Origin of the sequence: Vibrio injensis (genome assembly GCF_001895205.1) — a bacterium.
Lineage (GTDB): Bacteria > Pseudomonadota > Gammaproteobacteria > Enterobacterales > Vibrionaceae > Vibrio > Vibrio injensis.
Genome location: NZ_BDJF01000019.1, coordinates 1 through 15,737 on the forward strand (window position 1 = coordinate 1; position 15,737 = coordinate 15,737).

Sequence of the window (15,737 nt, forward strand, 5' to 3'; positions counted from 1 at the left end):
CAACTAACACTGCCTGAAGCCTTGTGGCGTCTGCCGTGTCAGTGAGGTCGCATTATAGAGATCCGTTTAATCTTGGCAAGCTTTATTTGAAGAAAATAGTCAAAACAATGCTTAAAGGGGTCTTTTTTAGCCAAAGCCTTATTTATCCCATTTTATTAATATAAAAAGAACATGTTACCCACAGAGTTATGCACATTAATCTAATTATATGCCTGAACCATTCACTTCTTTTGTCTCTTCATGAAGGCCACACTCTCTTTTCAAACCGAAAAATCGAGTCTCTTCTTCACTCATTCCTGGTTTCCATTGGCGAGTGGTATGCCAGTCACCAACCGAAAGATAACCTTGCTCCCATAATGGATGGTAAGGAAGGTTATTTTCTTTTAGATAATAATGAACCTCTTTATTACTCCAATCGATCACTGGTAAAAATTTAAAAACATTATTTTGAATCGAAAGAATCGGTAAATTGGCTCGCGATTGAGACTGCTCGCGACGCAAACCAGAAAACCAGGTACTAACCCTAAGCTCATCAAAAGCTCGACGTAGCGGCTCAACTTTATTGATTTGGTTATAACGGCTGATGCCATCAATCCCCTGCTCCCAAAGTTTGCCATACTTAGCTTCTTGCCAGGCCGGTGTGATCTCGGCACGAGTAACATGCAAATTCAGGTTTAGACTTTCGAGCAATTGGTCTATGAATTGATAGGTTTCTGGGAACAAATAGCCAGTATCGGTCAAAATAACCTGAATATCAGGTTTGATTTGCGAAACCAAATGCAACATTAATGCTGCTTGAATGCCAAAACTCGATGAAAGTACATGACTCCCTTCAAGATGTTCGAAAGCCCATGCAACGCGCTGCTGAGCGGTCAGTGTCTCAAGATAGCCATTTAACTCGGCAAGGTAGAGTGTTTGCTCGACCTTGCTCAAGGTTAATAGATGCTCAAGCTCGAGGGTTAAAATTGGACGCTTAGGCATAAAAATCCCTCTTAGAAATAATCACCTCTTCTATTATCCCAGCACGAATGGTGAAATCACCAAATCCTTCATCAGCATTGCGCTCATCTGCCCAACGGCCAATCAACGCATCCAGCTCTTGTAAAATCTGCTGGTCAGTAATGTTCTCTTTGTACATTTTAGGGATACGTGTTCCCGCTCGATTGCCTCCTAAATGTAGGTTATAGCGCCCAGGCGCTTTGCCAACTAAGCCGACTTCAGCAAGCATTGCCCTCCCACAGCCATTCGGGCATCCTGTGACACGCAAGATAATGTTGTCTTCTTCTGGCAAACCATGTTTGTTCAGAAGGTTCTCAATATCGGTGACAAACTGCGGAAGAAAACGCTCAGCTTCTGCCATTGCTAAAGGACAGGTGGGGAACGACACACAGGCCATCGAATTCTTACGCTGCTCGCTAACCTGATCATTGATTAAACCATGTAGCCGAGCGATCTGTTCAATCTCTGCTTTATCTTCCGCTGCCACGCCAGCGACAATCAAGTTTTGATTGGCTGTCATACGAAAATCACCCTGATGGATTTTAGCGATTTCAGCGACACCGGTTTTCAATGGTTTGCCTGGATAATCCAATATACGGCCATTTTCAATAAACAACGTTAGGTGATGCTTACCGTCAATACCTTCTATCCAACCTATCCGATCGCCACGTTCGGTAAATTGATAAGGACGACTTGGCGCAAATTGAATACCTGCACGTTTTTCAACTTCTGCTTTAAAGACCTCAACACCCACTCTATCTAAGGTGTATTTAGTTTTGGCGTTTTTACGATTAGAGCGGTTACCCCAGTCACGCTGAGTTGTGACCACTGCTGCTGCAACTTCTAAGGTTTTCTCTAAAGGAATAAAGCCAAAATCATCAGCGCGGCGCGGATAGGTCGACGTATCGCCATGCGTCATCGCCAAACCGCCCCCCACCAGCACATTGAAACCAATTAGTTTACCCTGCTCGGCAATCGCAACGAAATTCAGATCGTTGGCATGCACATCGACATCATTTTGCGGCGGGATCACCACCGTAGTTTTAAACTTACGTGGTAAATAGTGCTGACCTAAAATCGGCTCATCATCTTCTGTCGTTTCTACTTTTTCACCGTCCAACCAGATTTCAGCATAAGCACGCGTTTTCGGTAATAGATGTTCACTGATTTTTTTCGCCCACTGATAAGCTTCTTGATGCAATTCAGACTCAACAGGGTTTGAAGTACACAACACATTACGGTTTACATCACCGGCCGTAGCAATCGAATCAATACCAATGCTATTCAGCGTTTGGTGCATTAATTTGATATTAGGTTTTAATACTCCATGAAACTGAAAGGTCTGCCGCGTGGTTAAACGAATACTGCCATAAAGAGAATGCTCACTAGCAAACTTATCTATCGCTAACCACTGCTGAGGGGTAATAATCCCTCCCGGCATACGAGCTCGTAACATCACATTGTGTAACGGCTCTAGCTTTTGCTTGGTTCGCTCGTTACGAATATCACGATCATCTTGTTGATACATACCGTGAAAGCGGATCAGCTGAAAATTATCTGCGCTAAATCCACCAGTAATACGATCTTGCAGATCCTGCTCGATCGTACCCCGTAAAAAATTGCTTTCGCGTTTTAAGCGTTCGTTATCCGAGAATGGACCTAACACTTGGCCTAATACTTCTTGATGGCTTGTTTGCGATTTCGTGCTCATTAGTAAACATCCCTTTGGTAACGCTTCGCTTTACGTAAATCATTAATAAATTGTTCTGCTTGATCTTTGTCTAGACCGCCTTGCTGTATCGCAATCGTGATCAAAGCTTGATGAACATCTTTCGCCATATACTGAGCGTCACCACACACATAAAGGTAAGCACCTTGATTAATCCACTGCCAAACTTGCTCAGCTTGTTCTAATAAACGATGCTGTACATAGACTTTTTCATGCTGATCTCGGCTGAATGCCACATCCAAACGGGTTAACACTCCGGATTTTAGATATTTCTGCCACTCGACTTGGTAGAGGAAATCTTGGGTAAAGGTTCGATCGCCAAAAAATAGCCAATTTTTACCCGGTGCAGCCCGATTATCTCGCTCTTGGATAAAACTGCGGAAAGGCGCAATTCCGGTTCCCGGACCAATCATAATAATGGGTGTATTATCATCTTCTGGGAGCTTGAAATGGTTATTCGCTTCAATAAAGATTTTTACCTGCTCGCCTTCCGCTAATTGATGTGCAATAAAGCTCGATGCGCCGCCTTGGCGCAGCTCATCATTCACCGGATATTCAACGACAGCAACGGTGAGATGCACTTCTTCATCCACTTCCGATTGACTAGAGGCTATCGAATACAGACGAGGGATCAATCGACGCAGCAAACCAACCAGTTGTTCAGCCGATAACGAGCATTTCTTCTCTTTTAAGACATCAATAACTTGCGTCCGCGCTGAATACTCACGAAGTTTGTCTTTATCTACGGCCAGTTTTTGCAGCTTTTTGCTGGCTGACAACTCGGCAAACTGACTGATAAACTGAGGATTCGACGTAGTGATCTCATAATGCTTAATTAATGCATCATAAATTGTGTATGCCGTACCGTCGACGTCAACCTGTTCATCTCCTGTTAAGCCCACCAGCGTTAAGATCTGTTGTACTAATTGAGGATTATTCTCATACCAGACACCCAGCGCATCACCAGGCTGATAGGTTAATCCTGAATCGGTTAAATCAATTTCGATATGCCGTACATCTTTTCCTGAATCTCGCCCAGTAATTTTTTGACTCGTTAACAAGGTAGCCACATATGGATTTTGTTTCGAATAGAGGACTGGTTTAGCCTGTGTTTGATTTAAAGGAAGCTGAACCACTTGTGCCTGATCAACACTCAACGCTTGTTGAACAATTTGTAGCGCTTTTTCACTCCAATCCGCTGCTGGTGAAGCATAATCGACATCACAATCGATGCGCTCAATAAAACGCTGCGCACCTAATTTATCCAAAAACAGGTCAAAATCTTTGCCCGTTTGACAGAAAAATTCGTAGCTCGAGTCTCCTAAGCCAATCACGCCGTATTTTAAGTGCGGTAATTTAGGCGCTTTTTTAGATTGTAAAAACTCATGTAAGACCAATGCATTATCAGGCGCTTCACCTTCGCCGTTGGTTGAAGCGACAATAATCACGTGCGTTTCTTTAGCCAGATCTTTGCCTTTGTAATCGCTGGCATCAAATAGCTTAACCGCAATCCCCAATGATTGAGCCTCTTGCTCAATTTGTTTAGCTACGCCTTTTGCGTTACCAGTTTGCGAAGCAAAAATAATCGTTAATTGTCCTTGCGGTGTTGACGTTACAGAAAGTGCTTGAGACACCGCGGTACCAACACGGTTGGCAGGCGCTTGACTTAACCCCCAGAAATAACCACTCAACCAAGCCAATTGGTGCGGCGAAAGTTCCGTAGCCGTTTGCTGAAGTTGCGAAAGCTGAGAGTCGTTGATTGGGTTGGCTAATAAGGCCAATTCTTGTGGTAAGGTATTTCCTGAAGACATTGTCACGACGTCCTTATTCATTGCGTGACGATAGATTAACCACTCTCTTTAATAACAAGAAAGAATAGAAGAGAATGTTTTATAACTTTTTGGAAGTAAGAAAGTCATCACTCAATCAAAGCGACTTTCGATTCTGACTTGCTTAAAACCAACCGCCATAGCAGATTTTGAGGCGCTATCTAAATCGGTATAATGGCACTCTTCACCACTAGCATCAGTGAGCGGCACAAAACCACCTCGTTGGTGACGAAATTCAACAATCCATGTTCCTTCCGCTGATGAGGGTTCAATAATTGCTTCGATCAGCATTTGTTCCCGATACAGATTTCTTAGTTCCGTGATTGTCATGGCTAATCTCGCTTCCATTGCTCATCCATTAGATTAAGCATGGTTTATTTCGAGCAAAATGGCGAGTCAGCAGAGCAAATTTTCCATCAAGCAATCACTAAGCAATCCACTATCAGAAACGCATTTCAGCCCCAATAAACCAGCCATCAACAAAGATTAATGACTCGCCAATTTGTGGTGACTGGGTTGCTAAATTGCTAAACTCCAAATCAATCACACGATAGCCAGCTTTTAAACTCAATGGATAAGTTGGGTTATCGATGACATACTGAATACCAGCCGTCATATCCGCGCTTTTAATGCCTTTACTCTCACCAAAATCAATTTGACCAATAATATCAACATTTGAATTCGGGATACTTAACTCTGCATACCCAAACCAATTGAAGATCAAATCATTAAAAGCATAGTGCTGATTATCTGGCGCTCGATAGTCGGTGGAGCGATATTGACTGAGCATCACCCCGGCATTAAAACGCAACGATTGCCTATCAAGTAACCGGTAATATAAGGTGTAATCGTACTTATCAAAGGTCACCCTCTGTGCATCAACATGGCTATAACGAAAACTCATGTTTGGCCAATAATCGAATGAATGCTCCACTGCAAACGAGATCACAGGTACCTGAGCGGTATCATAACGCACGTTATCAATCTTCGTTTTTCCCCACCACATTTCAGCGCCCACTTTCACACCATACGCCCCCTCTTCCGCTAACACGGAACCTGAAACACACACGGCTACGCCACACAAGATGGTTTTGATTTGATTCATGATGATCTCTTCTCCTGATTGCTTCCATTGAATAGTGGCGATGGCATTTATCCGTTCGTCAACTACGCCAACCGATTACACATTTAATTCTTGATAAGGAATTTTCGCTAATGCAGTTTCAACAACCTCAACACCTGCTCCCGGCTTATGGGCATTTTCACTAATATAACGTCGCCACTGGCGCGCTCCTGGCATGCTTTGGAAAAGCCCTAACATATGTCGAGTAATATGCCCAAGATAAGCACCTTGAGTCAGTTGCTGTTCAATATAAGGGTACATTTCTTGAACGACTTGAGAGCGTTTTTTAATAGGCTTATCGAGGCCAAAAATCTGTTGATCCGCTTCCGCGAGTAAATAAGGATTTTGATAAGCTTCACGGCCAATCATCACCCCATCAAGGTACTGTAAATGTTCTAGCGCTTCGGTTAACGATTTAATGCCACCATTAAGTGCTATCGTCAGATGTGGGAAATCACGCTTGAGCTGATGAGCACGTGGATAATCTAGCGGCGGTATTTCACGGTTTTCTTTCGGACTTAAACCACTTAACCAAGCCTTACGGGCATGAATAGTAAACTGTTCACATCCACCTTGTTCGGAGACTAACTGTACAAAGCGGGTTAAGAACTCATAAGAATCTTGATCATCAATCCCAATACGGGTTTTGACGGTTACTGGAATATTCACCTCCTCACGCATCGCTGCAACGCAATCAGCAACCAACTGCGGCTCAGCCATTAAACAAGCACCAAACTTACCGTTTTGCACCCGATCAGAAGGGCAACCGACATTCAGATTGATTTCATCATAGCCACGCTCTTGAGCTAGTTTTGCACAATGGGCTAAATCCGCAGGATTCGAACCACCAAGCTGCAATGAGACGGGATGTTCTTCTTGGTTATAAGCAAGAAAATCACCCTTACCATGAATAATCGCCCCAGTGGTCACCATTTCGGTGTACAACAATGTTTGCGAAGAGAGAAGACGATGAAAGTAGCGGCAATGTCTATCCGTCCAATCGAGCATTGGAGCAACGGAAAGACGATGAGCTTTAAATTTATCAGTGTCAGTAAAAATAGTCATAGTTTACGTTTGGTTGAGAGGCGGTCATATAAGCCAAAAGCTTAAGCTAACTTTTATGCGCGATAAGAACTGCAATAGTTAGCCTGTATTCCGCAATAAGCGAGTCTTAGATAAAACGAATTTAACCTGACTGGCTGTTATGAAAAATAATTTGCCGATTATACACAAGTGTCGAGCTCATGTAGCAAAAACTCATCAAAGCGCTGGACGATGACCTTTCTCGATGTCTACAAGATTACACCACACCGAGGGGCAGATGAAAAACGTACACCCACAATATCACTTCAATGGGAAAACCCTTACAAGAGTAACGCGCTAAGCGTGGCTCAACTACTCGGATAGAAATCCACGTACCTACCAGCAACACCAGCAAACGCGGCCGCTAATCCAGCGAGGGCTGAACATTTTGCTGCGAGATAAGCTCGGCATGCTAGGGGAATCAAAACAATATATCCAACCGCTCCCGCCACATTCGATAGTAAGCCCAATAACATGATAGCGCGACTTACTGAAAATCATGAGCAGATCTAGGGACAACGATAAAGATAACTGGGTAAGGGGATTAAAGAGGAACTACGATCATAATCACAACGTTAAGTAGGAAAGTAAATCGCCGATTTTCTTCACTGTATCGTTTTATCGCTAGATGAGGTAAGTTAGGCTCTATTTATGACAATACCGTTCATAGTCAACCAATCACTAATGATTTATTGATGTTCAAAACGATATTTATCTTGAAATAGTATATGATTACTAGAGTCCAGCAATGATGGTGATAGATTTGGACAAGAAGCTTAGCCAACAAATTGAAGAAATATGTGCAGCAAGGGGCGTTCGTCTAACCTCACAACGTAAGCGCGTTTTTGAACTTATTTGCGCCAGTCAAAAAGCATCCAGCGCCTACGATTTGCTTGAAGATTTAAAAGCAAGTGAGCCACAAGCTAAACCGCCGACGGTTTATCGAGCTTTAGACTTTCTGTTAGAACAAGGCTTTATTCATCGTGTAGAGTCAACGAATAGCTTTATCTCTTGCTGCTCTTGTAATGCCCATAAGCACTTTTCTCAGCTGTTAATTTGTGACCAATGCGGTAACGTTGTGGAGTTACAAAATGATAATCTGATAACAATGCTGGCGAACAACGCGGAGCAACACGGATTTACAATTACTAACCATGTCATTGAATCCCATGGTATTTGCCAATCCTGTTCTTCAGAAACAAAGAATTAGACCATAGAAGAGAGTTATGCGCGCTGAATTTGTCAATCCGTTCTTAGCGTCTTTGCTAAATGTACTAAAAACGATGGCTTCATTAGAATTGAAGCCTCAAAAGCCTCGCCTCAAAAAAGATGAAATTGCTCGTGGCGATGTGTCAGGTCTTATCGGTATGATTGGGCCTCAAACACGCGGTTCCATGTCGATTACCTTTGATGAAGCTTTAGCCTTACAAATCATGGAAAATATGTTGGGTGAACGACCGAATGGCTTAAATGAAGAAGTGACTGATATGGTTGGTGAAATCACCAACATGGTTACCGGTGGAGCAAAACGCATCTTGGCCGAAAGTGGCTTCGATTTTGACCTAGCAACCCCAGTAGTGGTATCGGGTAAAGGTCATACGATAAGACACAAATGTGAAGGATCGATCATCATCATGCCATTCTCCTCTCAATGGGGAAATGCCTTTATTGAGATCTGTTTCGAGTAAATCAAAGTATATAGCTTTTACTTATCTAGCAAAGAAAAGGGTTGATGTTTCGCATCAACCCTTTTGTGTATTCGTAGTAGCAGACTTATCAACGAAGAATCTGGTTCAAGATCGACGAAAAGCCAGCCTACTTAGCGTGGTACTAACCCCGAAAAGCTTTAAACGCATTGATCAAACCATTGGTTGAGCTGTCATGAGAGATAACATCTTGACCATCCGCCAACTCAGGAAGAATCTGATTCGCTAATTGTTTACCTAACTCTACGCCCCATTGATCAAACGAGAAGATATTCCAAATCACACCTTGCACAAAAATCTTATGTTCATACATGGCAATCAAATTGCCTAAGGTTCGTGGCGTGATCTTTTTAACCAAAATCGAGTTAGTTGGACGGTTACCTTCAAAAACTTTAAAGGGGACTAACGCTTCAATTTCCGCAGCCGATTTACCCGCTTTCAGTAATTCTGCTTTCACTACATCAGCCGATTTACCAAATGCAAGCGCTTCAGTTTGCGCAAAAAAGTTCGACATCAATTTTTGATGGTGATCGCTGACCGTGTTATGAGTCAATGCTGGCGCAATAAAATCACAAGGAATCAACTTGGTGCCTTGGTGGATCAACTGATAAAACGCATGTTGACCATTGGTACCTGGCTCACCCCAAATGATCGGTCCTGTTTGATAAGTCACAACATGACCATTACGATCAACGTATTTACCGTTCGATTCCATATTCCCTTGTTGGAAATAAGCCGCAAAACGATGCATGTATTGATCGTAAGGTAAAATCGCCTCTGATTCAGCGCCATGGAAGTTGTTATACCAAATACCAATCAGAGCAAGGATCACCGGAATATTACGCTCAAACGGTGTATCAACAAAATGCTGATCCATCTCGTGAGCCCCAGTCAACAACTCAATAAAGTTATCGTAGCCAATTGATAAGATGATCGATAAACCGATGGCTGACCACAGAGAATAACGACCACCAACCCAATCCCAGAACTCAAACATATTTTCGGTATCAATACCAAACTCAGTCACCGCCTGACCGTTGGTCGACAGCGCAGCAAAGTGCTTCGCCACATGTGCTTGATCGCCCGCGACGTTTAAGAACCAATCACGCGCAGAGTGGGCGTTAGTCATGGTTTCTTGCGTGGTGAATGTTTTCGACGCCACTAAGAACAGCGTGGTTTCCGGATCAACTTTCTTCAATGTCTCAGCAATATGAGTACCATCGACGTTGGACACAAAGTGCATGGTCAGATGATTTTTATACGGTGCAAGCGCTTCAGTCACCATATAGGGACCTAAATCTGAACCACCAATACCAATATTCACTACATCGGTAATCGCTTTACCTGTGAAACCTTTCCATTCACCCTTGATCACGCGCTCTGAAAATACACGCATCTTTTCTAATACGGCATTAACGGCTGGCATCACATCTTGGCCATTGACCATTACTGGGGCATTACTGCGATTACGTAGTGCAGTATGTAAGACGGCACGACCTTCAGTTTGGTTAATCGCCTCACCGTTAAACATTGCTTGAATTGCATCTTCGAGATGAGTCTCTTTCGCTAAAGCAAACAGATGTTGCATCGTTTCTTGGTTAATTAAATTCTTAGAGTAATCAACCAGAATATCTTGACCAAAACACGCTGAGTAATGGTTAAAACGCTGGTTATCCTCAGCGAACAGAGTGGTTAAATCCATGTCTTGCGCAGATTCAAAATGCGCGGTTAGTGCTTTCCAAGCGTTGGTTTGCGTTGGATTAATGTTTTTCAACATATTCTCTATCCCAATGTTACGGTAGGTTTTATTCCTTATTACCTTGCCTATTAGCTAGGTTGGAATCCCTGTTAATGCAAAAAAGAAAATCATCATCGTTCGATTTCGATAAAGCAGAGTCACTGCTCAATAAACTCATTATCGCTGAGCCATCGTCGCGCGACTTTGAGATAAGTCAGTGAAACCCACATCGGAGGCTCAACTTGTTTAATCACTGACTTGTTTAGCCTATTTCTCCGGTGAGATAATGCATCTCTACTCGAGAGGTCAGTTTGGTCACGAGTTCATAACCCACGGTACCAATATGTTCAGCCACTCGTTCAACTGGAAGGTCTTGCCCCCACAGAATGGCTTCATCACCGACGTTATCCTGGGACTCTGGGCCTAAATCAACCGTTAGCATATCCATAGAGACGCGTCCCGCCATTGGCACAATACGGTCATTGATCAATACAGGCGTACCATTCGGGGCAGTACGTGGATAACCGTCACCATAACCAATTGCAATAACACCAATTTTAGTGTCTTGTCGAGCGGTCCATAAGGCACCATAACCGATGCTCTCTCCGGCCTTCACCTCTCGAACAGCAATCAGAGGTGCCGTTAAGGTCATTACTGGACGGTATCCCATCGCCTGGGCGTCCTGATGGGCAAAAGGAGAAACACCATAAAGAATGATTCCTGGTCTTACCCAGTCTAGCTGACTTTCCGGCCATGCTAATAATCCAGCCGATGCAGCCAATGAGCGCTCGCCTTTACACCCCTCGGTTAACGATAAAAATAACGTAAGCTGTTGGTGCGTGATCGGGCTATCAAGCTCATCAGCACAGCCAAAATGGCTCATATAACGTAGAGGCTTAGCCACATTTGGGCAGCGATGTAAACGCTCAACAAACTCAGCGTGTTGCTCAGGACGCACACCAAGACGATGCATCCCACTGTCGATTTTTAACCATACCGATACTGGCGTGTCTAATTGTGCGAGTTCTAAGGCTTGCAGTTGCTCTTCACAGTGCACTACGGTCTGAATATTATTCGCGACTAAAACCGGAAGATCGCCAGCAGAATAGAACCCCTCCAAGAGGAGGATGGGTTTAACAACGCCATTGACTCTAAGTTGCAGCGCTTCTTGTACTCGAGCGACGCCAAAAGCATCAGCATCTTGAGCGTAGCGAGCAACCTGACAAGAACCATGGCCATACCCATTGGCCTTAACGACCGCCATGACTTTACTGCGAGGAGCCTGTTGTTTAATTCGCTGTAAATTATACTGCAGCGCTTGTAAATCAATACTCGCCTTAGCGGCTTTCATGTAGTTCATACTATCATTCATCATCAAACGCTGGGCCTGCGTAGTTATCAAAGCGGGAGTATTGACCTTGGAAGGTCAAACGTACCGAGCCTATCGGACCATTCCGCTGCTTACCGATAATGATTTCTGCAATACCTTTCATTGGGCTATCTGGGTGATAGACCTCATCACGATAAATAAACATGATCAAATCGGCATCTTGTTCAATCGAACCAGATTCACGCAAATCGGAGTTGACTGGGCGTTTATCGGCACGTTGCTCCAACGAGCGGTTTAACTGTGAAAGCGCCACCACAGGCACATTAAGCTCTTTGGCTAATGCTTTTAATGAACGAGAAATTTCAGCGATTTCTAAAGTACGGTTATCGGATTGAGAAGGAACCCGCATGAGCTGTAGATAGTCGACCATGATCAAAGATAGCCCACCGTGTTCACGAGCTATACGACGCGCACGAGAACGGACCTCAGTAGGAGTCAACGCCGAGCTATCGTCGATAAACATGTTTTTCTTCTCCATCAGCATTCCCATGGTCGAAGAAATACGCGCCCAATCTTCATCATCGAGTTGACCCGTTCGGATCTTAGTTTGATCTACCCGAGAAAGCGATGCCAGCATACGCATCATGATTTGTTCCGCAGGCATCTCAAGTGAGAAAATCAATACTGGTTTATCTTGCTGCATGGCTGCGTTTTCACACAAGTTCATGGCAAAAGTCGTTTTTCCCATTGAAGGACGAGCAGCAACAATAATTAAGTCTGAACCTTGCAAACCCGCCGTTTTTTTATTGAGGTCGGTGAACCCAGTATTTACACCCGTGACCCCATCCTGTGGAGTCTTATACAGTAACTCAATACGCTCTAAGGTTTTCTCTAAAATTGTATCAACATTTTGAGGGCCTTCGTTTTCACTACTACGCGCTTCAGCAATCGCAAACACCTTGCTTTCGGCTAAATCGAGTAAATCTTCTGAGCTGCGCCCTTGAGGGTCATAACCTGCGTCAGCGATTTCGTTCGCAACACCAATCAAATTACGCACCAAGGCACGCTCAGCGACAATGTCTGCATAAGCATTAATATTAGCTGCGCTTGGCGTGTTCTTAACCAAGTCGGCTAAATAGGCAAAGCCGCCAACATCTTCTAGCTGTTCGCGCAATTCGAGAAATTCGGAAAGGGTAATCAAGTCCAGTGGTTGCCCAGATTCAAGTAGGGTTTTCACTGCCTCAAAGATTAACCGATGAGGTCGACTATAAAAGTCTTGAGCAATTACGCGCTCAGAAACCGTATCCCAGCGTTGATTATCTAGCAACAAACCGCCAATCACAGACTGCTCTGCCTCTAATGAATGAGGAGGCGTTTTCATTGCTTCTATTTGTGCATCGGCAGGTTTACGATTTCGGTTATCTGTTCGGGGATCAGCCATCACTTCACTCAGTCACTCTTTTTAATAACCGCTCATTATAGCGAGAATAGAACATTTGTAATCAGGCATCGAAAAGTTTGTCTATGACTTAGATAGAATTAACCTTAATATGACCCAATTTCAAAAACTGATGCTTATTATTCAGCGATTCTATTCTTTGAGAGAGGTTTCATGTGTCCAAAACTTGGCTTCTAAGTCTGGCTCTGTTGACAAGTTTTCATGTCTATGCCAACAAACAGACAAATCGCAGTAAGGACATTAACGCACCCTCACCTTGGCAAAGTCAAATCGAATTTGGCTATCAAGCGCACTCCGGTAATACCGATTCAGAAGCCCTTAACACTCGAGTTAAGGGGGAATATACCCGTGGTCGTCATCGAACCAATGGCGAGTGGCGTTTTTATAAATTAGATAAAAATGGCAAAGAGAATAAACGGCAATCCAGCTACAGCTTACAAAGCGACTATAAGCTAGGCCCTAAAACCTACCTCTATGGCAGTTTTAGAGGGTCTGACTCACGCTATAGTGCCTACTTCTCGGACTACACATGGTCTGGAGGGCTTGGTTATCAGTTCACTCATACGGATGACTTATTGATTGAACTCGAAGTCGGGCCGGGCTACCGCTATCAAGAGCCAAATTTAGATAAAATTAGCAGTGGCGATGTCGTTTTTCCACACTTAGTCAAAGAACCGATTTATCGTGGCAACCTTAAGGTAGAATGGCAAGCACTGAGTAATTTTAAATTACTGACCGATCTAACCTTGGTTGGCGGCGAAAGTAACACTCGTTTTGATAGTGATATCAGCATTATTAACAACATTACCGATGATATTGCTCTTAAAGTGAGTCAATCACGTCAATACCATAACCGAGTACCTACCGGTTTAAGTAAAGCCGATAGTGTGCTATCGGTGAGTTTAATTTTCTTATTCTAAGTATCAACACTCAGTATCCTACCTCGCCAAACTCACCATTTGTATCGCTAAACGACATAAATTGGACATAAAAAAACACCAGCCTGAGCTGGTGTTTAAACGAGTCTAGAAACTGAAATTATTCAGCAACAACTTGTAATTTTACTGTAGCGAAAACTTCTGAATGAAGTTGAACGCTAACTTCGAATTCACCTGTAGTACGTAGAGCACCTTCAGGTAGACGAACTTCGCTTTTCTCAAGCTTAACACCGGCTGCAGTTACTGCATCAGCGATGTCACGAGTCCCGATAGAACCGAACAGTTTGCCTTCATCACCAGCTTTAGAAGCAATAACAACCGCTTCTAGTGCGTTAACTTGGTCAGCACGAGCTTGTGCAGCAGTAAGTTGCTCAGCAACTTTTGCTTCAAGTTCAGCACGACGAGTTTCAAACATCTCAACGTTAGCTTTGGTTGCCATTACAGCCTTACCTTGTGGGATAAGGAAGTTACGAGCGTAACCAGATTTAACATTAACTGCATCGCCAAGGCTGCCTAGGTTACCGATTTTATCAAGTAGAATAACTTGCATTACTTAATCCTCTTTCTTAATAAACGGTGCCGATTACTGATGTTTGTCAGTATATGGCAGTAGAGCTAGGTAGCGAGAGCGTTTGATTGCACGAGCTAGCTGACGCTGATACTTAGCACTTGTGCCAGTGATGCGGCTAGGTACAATTTTACCAGCTTCAGTGATGTAATTCTTAAGAGTCGCTACATCTTTGTAATCAATCTCTTGAACGCCTTCTGCTGTAAAACGGCAGAATTTACGACGGCGGAAGAAACGAGCCATGGGCTATCTCCTGATTTAAATTTGAAAAATGTTGTAGACGTTAAGTATGGCTATAACGAACACTGGGTGCCGATCAGAGAATAATTTATTCTCTATAGCAATACCGTCTAATACTAAATGATGAGTGAATACTTTTGACCGTTGCCTAACATCCCAAGTTAAAGAATCGAAATTCACTTAACCTAATATGACTTATCACTAAAAGAGGAAAACCACGATTAACAATAATCAGCTTGATTCAACCTTCTTTAATGATCAAGAACGTTGACTCAGACGGTCATCTGAAATTACTCAGCGTCTGCTTCAAATTTCACTTCTTCACGCTTAGAACGCTCGTCACGAGCTTTAAGCATGATTGAAGGTTCAGTGATAGCAGCTTTAGTACGCATGATCATGTTACGTAGAACAGCATCGTTAAAACGGAATGCAGTTTCTAACTCATCAATCACAGCTTGATCAGCTTCAACGTTCATTAGAACGTAGTGAGCTTTGTGAAGCTTGTTAATTGGGTAAGCCATTTGACGGCGGCCCCAATCTTCTAGACGGTGAACTGTACCGCCAGCTTCAGTGATTGAACCAGTGTAACGCTCGATCATGCCAGCAACTTGCTCGCTTTGATCAGGGTGCACCATGAATACGATTTCGTAATGACGCATTGATTTTGCTCCTTACGGATTATTCAGCTTCCAGATTTGGCCCGGTCATCCAAAGGAAGCAAGGAACGAATGAAAATTGACCGAGAATTAAGGAGCGAGAATAGTACAGAATGGCTAGTAGTTTAGCAAGTGAAATATACTTGCCGCAGACTAAAGATAGACAGGCCGTTTAAAACGGAAAATGAACAGAATGTGAAAAGCAAAAGACTGAGAAAAGACCAGATTTACAGGCAATAAAAAAGGGAAGCCAATGCTTCCCTTTTGATATTGATAACAAAAGATTATCGAAATTAAGCGATAACTTTAGCTACAACACCAGCGCCTACTGTACGGCCA

At 43.3% G+C, this 15,737-nt stretch carries 16 protein-coding genes; 3 read left to right on the forward strand and 13 right to left on the reverse strand.

The genetic code is table 11. The annotated features are described in order from the left end of the window. Window positions 1-204 precede the first annotated feature (204 nt). The 7 genes from BSR11_RS09250 to BSR11_RS17580 all read right to left on the reverse strand — a co-directional run bounded on the left by BSR11_RS09250 (window position 205) and on the right by BSR11_RS17580 (window position 7,242). Complete coding sequence (locus tag BSR11_RS09250) at window positions 205-981, reverse strand: phosphoadenylyl-sulfate reductase (RefSeq protein ID WP_072670132.1); 777 nt, start codon at window positions 979-981, stop codon at window positions 205-207. Further along, entirely contained in the window at window positions 974-2,710 is a 1,737-nt protein-coding gene (gene cysI, locus BSR11_RS09255; RefSeq protein ID WP_072670133.1) for an assimilatory sulfite reductase (NADPH) hemoprotein subunit, read from the reverse strand. The genes BSR11_RS09250 and cysI overlap by 8 nt, the downstream gene beginning before the upstream one ends. Beyond that, complete coding sequence (locus tag BSR11_RS09260) at window positions 2,710-4,560, reverse strand: assimilatory sulfite reductase (NADPH) flavoprotein subunit (protein ID WP_072670134.1); 1,851 nt, start codon at window positions 4,558-4,560, stop codon at window positions 2,710-2,712. Before BSR11_RS09260 ends, cysI begins: the two co-directional genes overlap by 1 nt. 90 nt (window positions 4,561-4,650) lie before the next feature. Further along, window positions 4,651-4,887, reverse strand: a complete 237-nt coding sequence (locus tag BSR11_RS09265) for a hypothetical protein (protein ID WP_040904939.1) — start codon at window positions 4,885-4,887, stop codon at window positions 4,651-4,653. 112 nt (window positions 4,888-4,999) lie between these two features. Further along, a complete protein-coding gene (locus tag BSR11_RS09270) occupies window positions 5,000-5,662 on the reverse strand; it encodes a TIGR04219 family outer membrane beta-barrel protein (protein ID WP_072670135.1) in 663 nt (220 codons plus the stop codon). Between the two features lie 75 nt (window positions 5,663-5,737). Further along, entirely contained in the window at window positions 5,738-6,745 is a 1,008-nt protein-coding gene (gene dusA / locus BSR11_RS09275; protein WP_072670136.1) for a tRNA dihydrouridine(20/20a) synthase DusA, read from the reverse strand. A 326-nt stretch (window positions 6,746-7,071) separates the two neighbouring features. Continuing rightward, on the reverse strand, window positions 7,072-7,242 hold the full coding sequence (locus BSR11_RS17580) for an AbgT family transporter (RefSeq protein WP_369688411.1): 171 nt from the start codon (window positions 7,240-7,242) through the stop codon (window positions 7,072-7,074). 272 nt (window positions 7,243-7,514) lie between these two features. On the opposite strand from BSR11_RS17580, the gene zur reads away from it, so the two are divergent. Both zur and BSR11_RS09290 read left to right on the forward strand, forming a co-directional pair. After that, entirely contained in the window at window positions 7,515-7,973 is a 459-nt protein-coding gene (gene zur / locus BSR11_RS09285) for a zinc uptake transcriptional repressor Zur (RefSeq protein ID WP_072670141.1), read from the forward strand. Between the two features lie 16 nt (window positions 7,974-7,989). Further along, window positions 7,990-8,451 carry a chemotaxis protein CheX gene (locus tag BSR11_RS09290; RefSeq protein ID WP_004396129.1) on the forward strand — a complete coding sequence of 154 codons (462 nt, stop codon included), beginning with the start codon at window positions 7,990-7,992 and terminating at the stop codon, window positions 8,449-8,451. Window positions 8,452-8,593: 142 nt separating this feature from the next. On the opposite strand, the gene pgi is transcribed toward BSR11_RS09290, so the two are convergent. The 3 genes from pgi to BSR11_RS09305 form a co-directional block, all read right to left on the reverse strand. Further along, a complete protein-coding gene (gene pgi / locus BSR11_RS09295) occupies window positions 8,594-10,246 on the reverse strand; it encodes a glucose-6-phosphate isomerase (protein ID WP_072670137.1) in 1,653 nt (550 codons plus the stop codon). 223 nt (window positions 10,247-10,469) lie between these two features. Then, a complete protein-coding gene (gene alr / locus BSR11_RS09300) occupies window positions 10,470-11,567 on the reverse strand; it encodes an alanine racemase (RefSeq protein WP_072670142.1) in 1,098 nt (365 codons plus the stop codon). A 4-nt stretch (window positions 11,568-11,571) separates the two neighbouring features. Beyond that, window positions 11,572-12,978 carry a replicative DNA helicase gene (locus BSR11_RS09305; RefSeq protein ID WP_072670138.1) on the reverse strand — a complete coding sequence of 469 codons (1,407 nt, stop codon included), beginning with the start codon at window positions 12,976-12,978 and terminating at the stop codon, window positions 11,572-11,574. Window positions 12,979-13,151: 173 nt separating this feature from the next. On the opposite strand from BSR11_RS09305, the gene BSR11_RS09310 reads away from it, so the two are divergent. Next, entirely contained in the window at window positions 13,152-13,916 is a 765-nt protein-coding gene (locus BSR11_RS09310; protein ID WP_072670139.1) for a DUF481 domain-containing protein, read from the forward strand. 118 nt (window positions 13,917-14,034) lie between these two features. On the opposite strand, the gene rplI is transcribed toward BSR11_RS09310, so the two are convergent. The 3 genes from rplI to rpsF all read right to left on the reverse strand — a co-directional run bounded on the left by rplI (window position 14,035) and on the right by rpsF (window position 15,401). Then, window positions 14,035-14,484 carry a 50S ribosomal protein L9 gene (gene rplI, locus BSR11_RS09315; protein WP_072670140.1) on the reverse strand — a complete coding sequence of 150 codons (450 nt, stop codon included), beginning with the start codon at window positions 14,482-14,484 and terminating at the stop codon, window positions 14,035-14,037. Window positions 14,485-14,517: 33 nt separating this feature from the next. After that, on the reverse strand, window positions 14,518-14,745 hold the full coding sequence (gene rpsR, locus BSR11_RS09320) for a 30S ribosomal protein S18 (RefSeq protein WP_000090472.1): 228 nt from the start codon (window positions 14,743-14,745) through the stop codon (window positions 14,518-14,520). Window positions 14,746-15,032: 287 nt separating this feature from the next. Beyond that, complete coding sequence (gene rpsF, locus BSR11_RS09325) at window positions 15,033-15,401, reverse strand: 30S ribosomal protein S6 (protein WP_004396135.1); 369 nt, start codon at window positions 15,399-15,401, stop codon at window positions 15,033-15,035. Between the last annotated feature and the right edge of the window lie 336 nt (window positions 15,402-15,737).

What these genes read in the sequence shown, in the direction of transcription:
- alr (WP_072670142.1), bottom strand. Translation starts at nt 11,567, where the DNA reads ATGAACTACATGAAAGCCGCTAAGGCGAGTATTGATTTACAAGCGCTG.
- BSR11_RS09260 (WP_072670134.1), bottom strand. Translation starts at nt 4,560, where the DNA reads ATGAATAAGGACGTCGTGACAATGTCTTCAGGAAATACCTTACCACAA.
- cysI (WP_072670133.1), bottom strand. Translation starts at nt 2,710, where the DNA reads ATGAGCACGAAATCGCAAACAAGCCATCAAGAAGTATTAGGCCAAGTG.
- rpsR (WP_000090472.1), bottom strand. Translation starts at nt 14,745, where the DNA reads ATGGCTCGTTTCTTCCGCCGTCGTAAATTCTGCCGTTTTACAGCAGAA.
- BSR11_RS09305 (WP_072670138.1), bottom strand. Translation starts at nt 12,978, where the DNA reads ATGGCTGATCCCCGAACAGATAACCGAAATCGTAAACCTGCCGATGCA.
- pgi (WP_072670137.1), bottom strand. Translation starts at nt 10,246, where the DNA reads ATGTTGAAAAACATTAATCCAACGCAAACCAACGCTTGGAAAGCACTA.
- zur (WP_072670141.1), top strand. Translation starts at nt 7,515, where the DNA reads ATGGTGATAGATTTGGACAAGAAGCTTAGCCAACAAATTGAAGAAATA.
- BSR11_RS09290 (WP_004396129.1), top strand. Translation starts at nt 7,990, where the DNA reads ATGCGCGCTGAATTTGTCAATCCGTTCTTAGCGTCTTTGCTAAATGTA.
- BSR11_RS09265 (WP_040904939.1), bottom strand. Translation starts at nt 4,887, where the DNA reads ATGACAATCACGGAACTAAGAAATCTGTATCGGGAACAAATGCTGATC.
- BSR11_RS09250 (WP_072670132.1), bottom strand. Translation starts at nt 981, where the DNA reads ATGCCTAAGCGTCCAATTTTAACCCTCGAGCTTGAGCATCTATTAACC.
- dusA (WP_072670136.1), bottom strand. Translation starts at nt 6,745, where the DNA reads ATGACTATTTTTACTGACACTGATAAATTTAAAGCTCATCGTCTTTCC.
- rpsF (WP_004396135.1), bottom strand. Translation starts at nt 15,401, where the DNA reads ATGCGTCATTACGAAATCGTATTCATGGTGCACCCTGATCAAAGCGAG.
- rplI (WP_072670140.1), bottom strand. Translation starts at nt 14,484, where the DNA reads ATGCAAGTTATTCTACTTGATAAAATCGGTAACCTAGGCAGCCTTGGC.
- BSR11_RS09270 (WP_072670135.1), bottom strand. Translation starts at nt 5,662, where the DNA reads ATGAATCAAATCAAAACCATCTTGTGTGGCGTAGCCGTGTGTGTTTCA.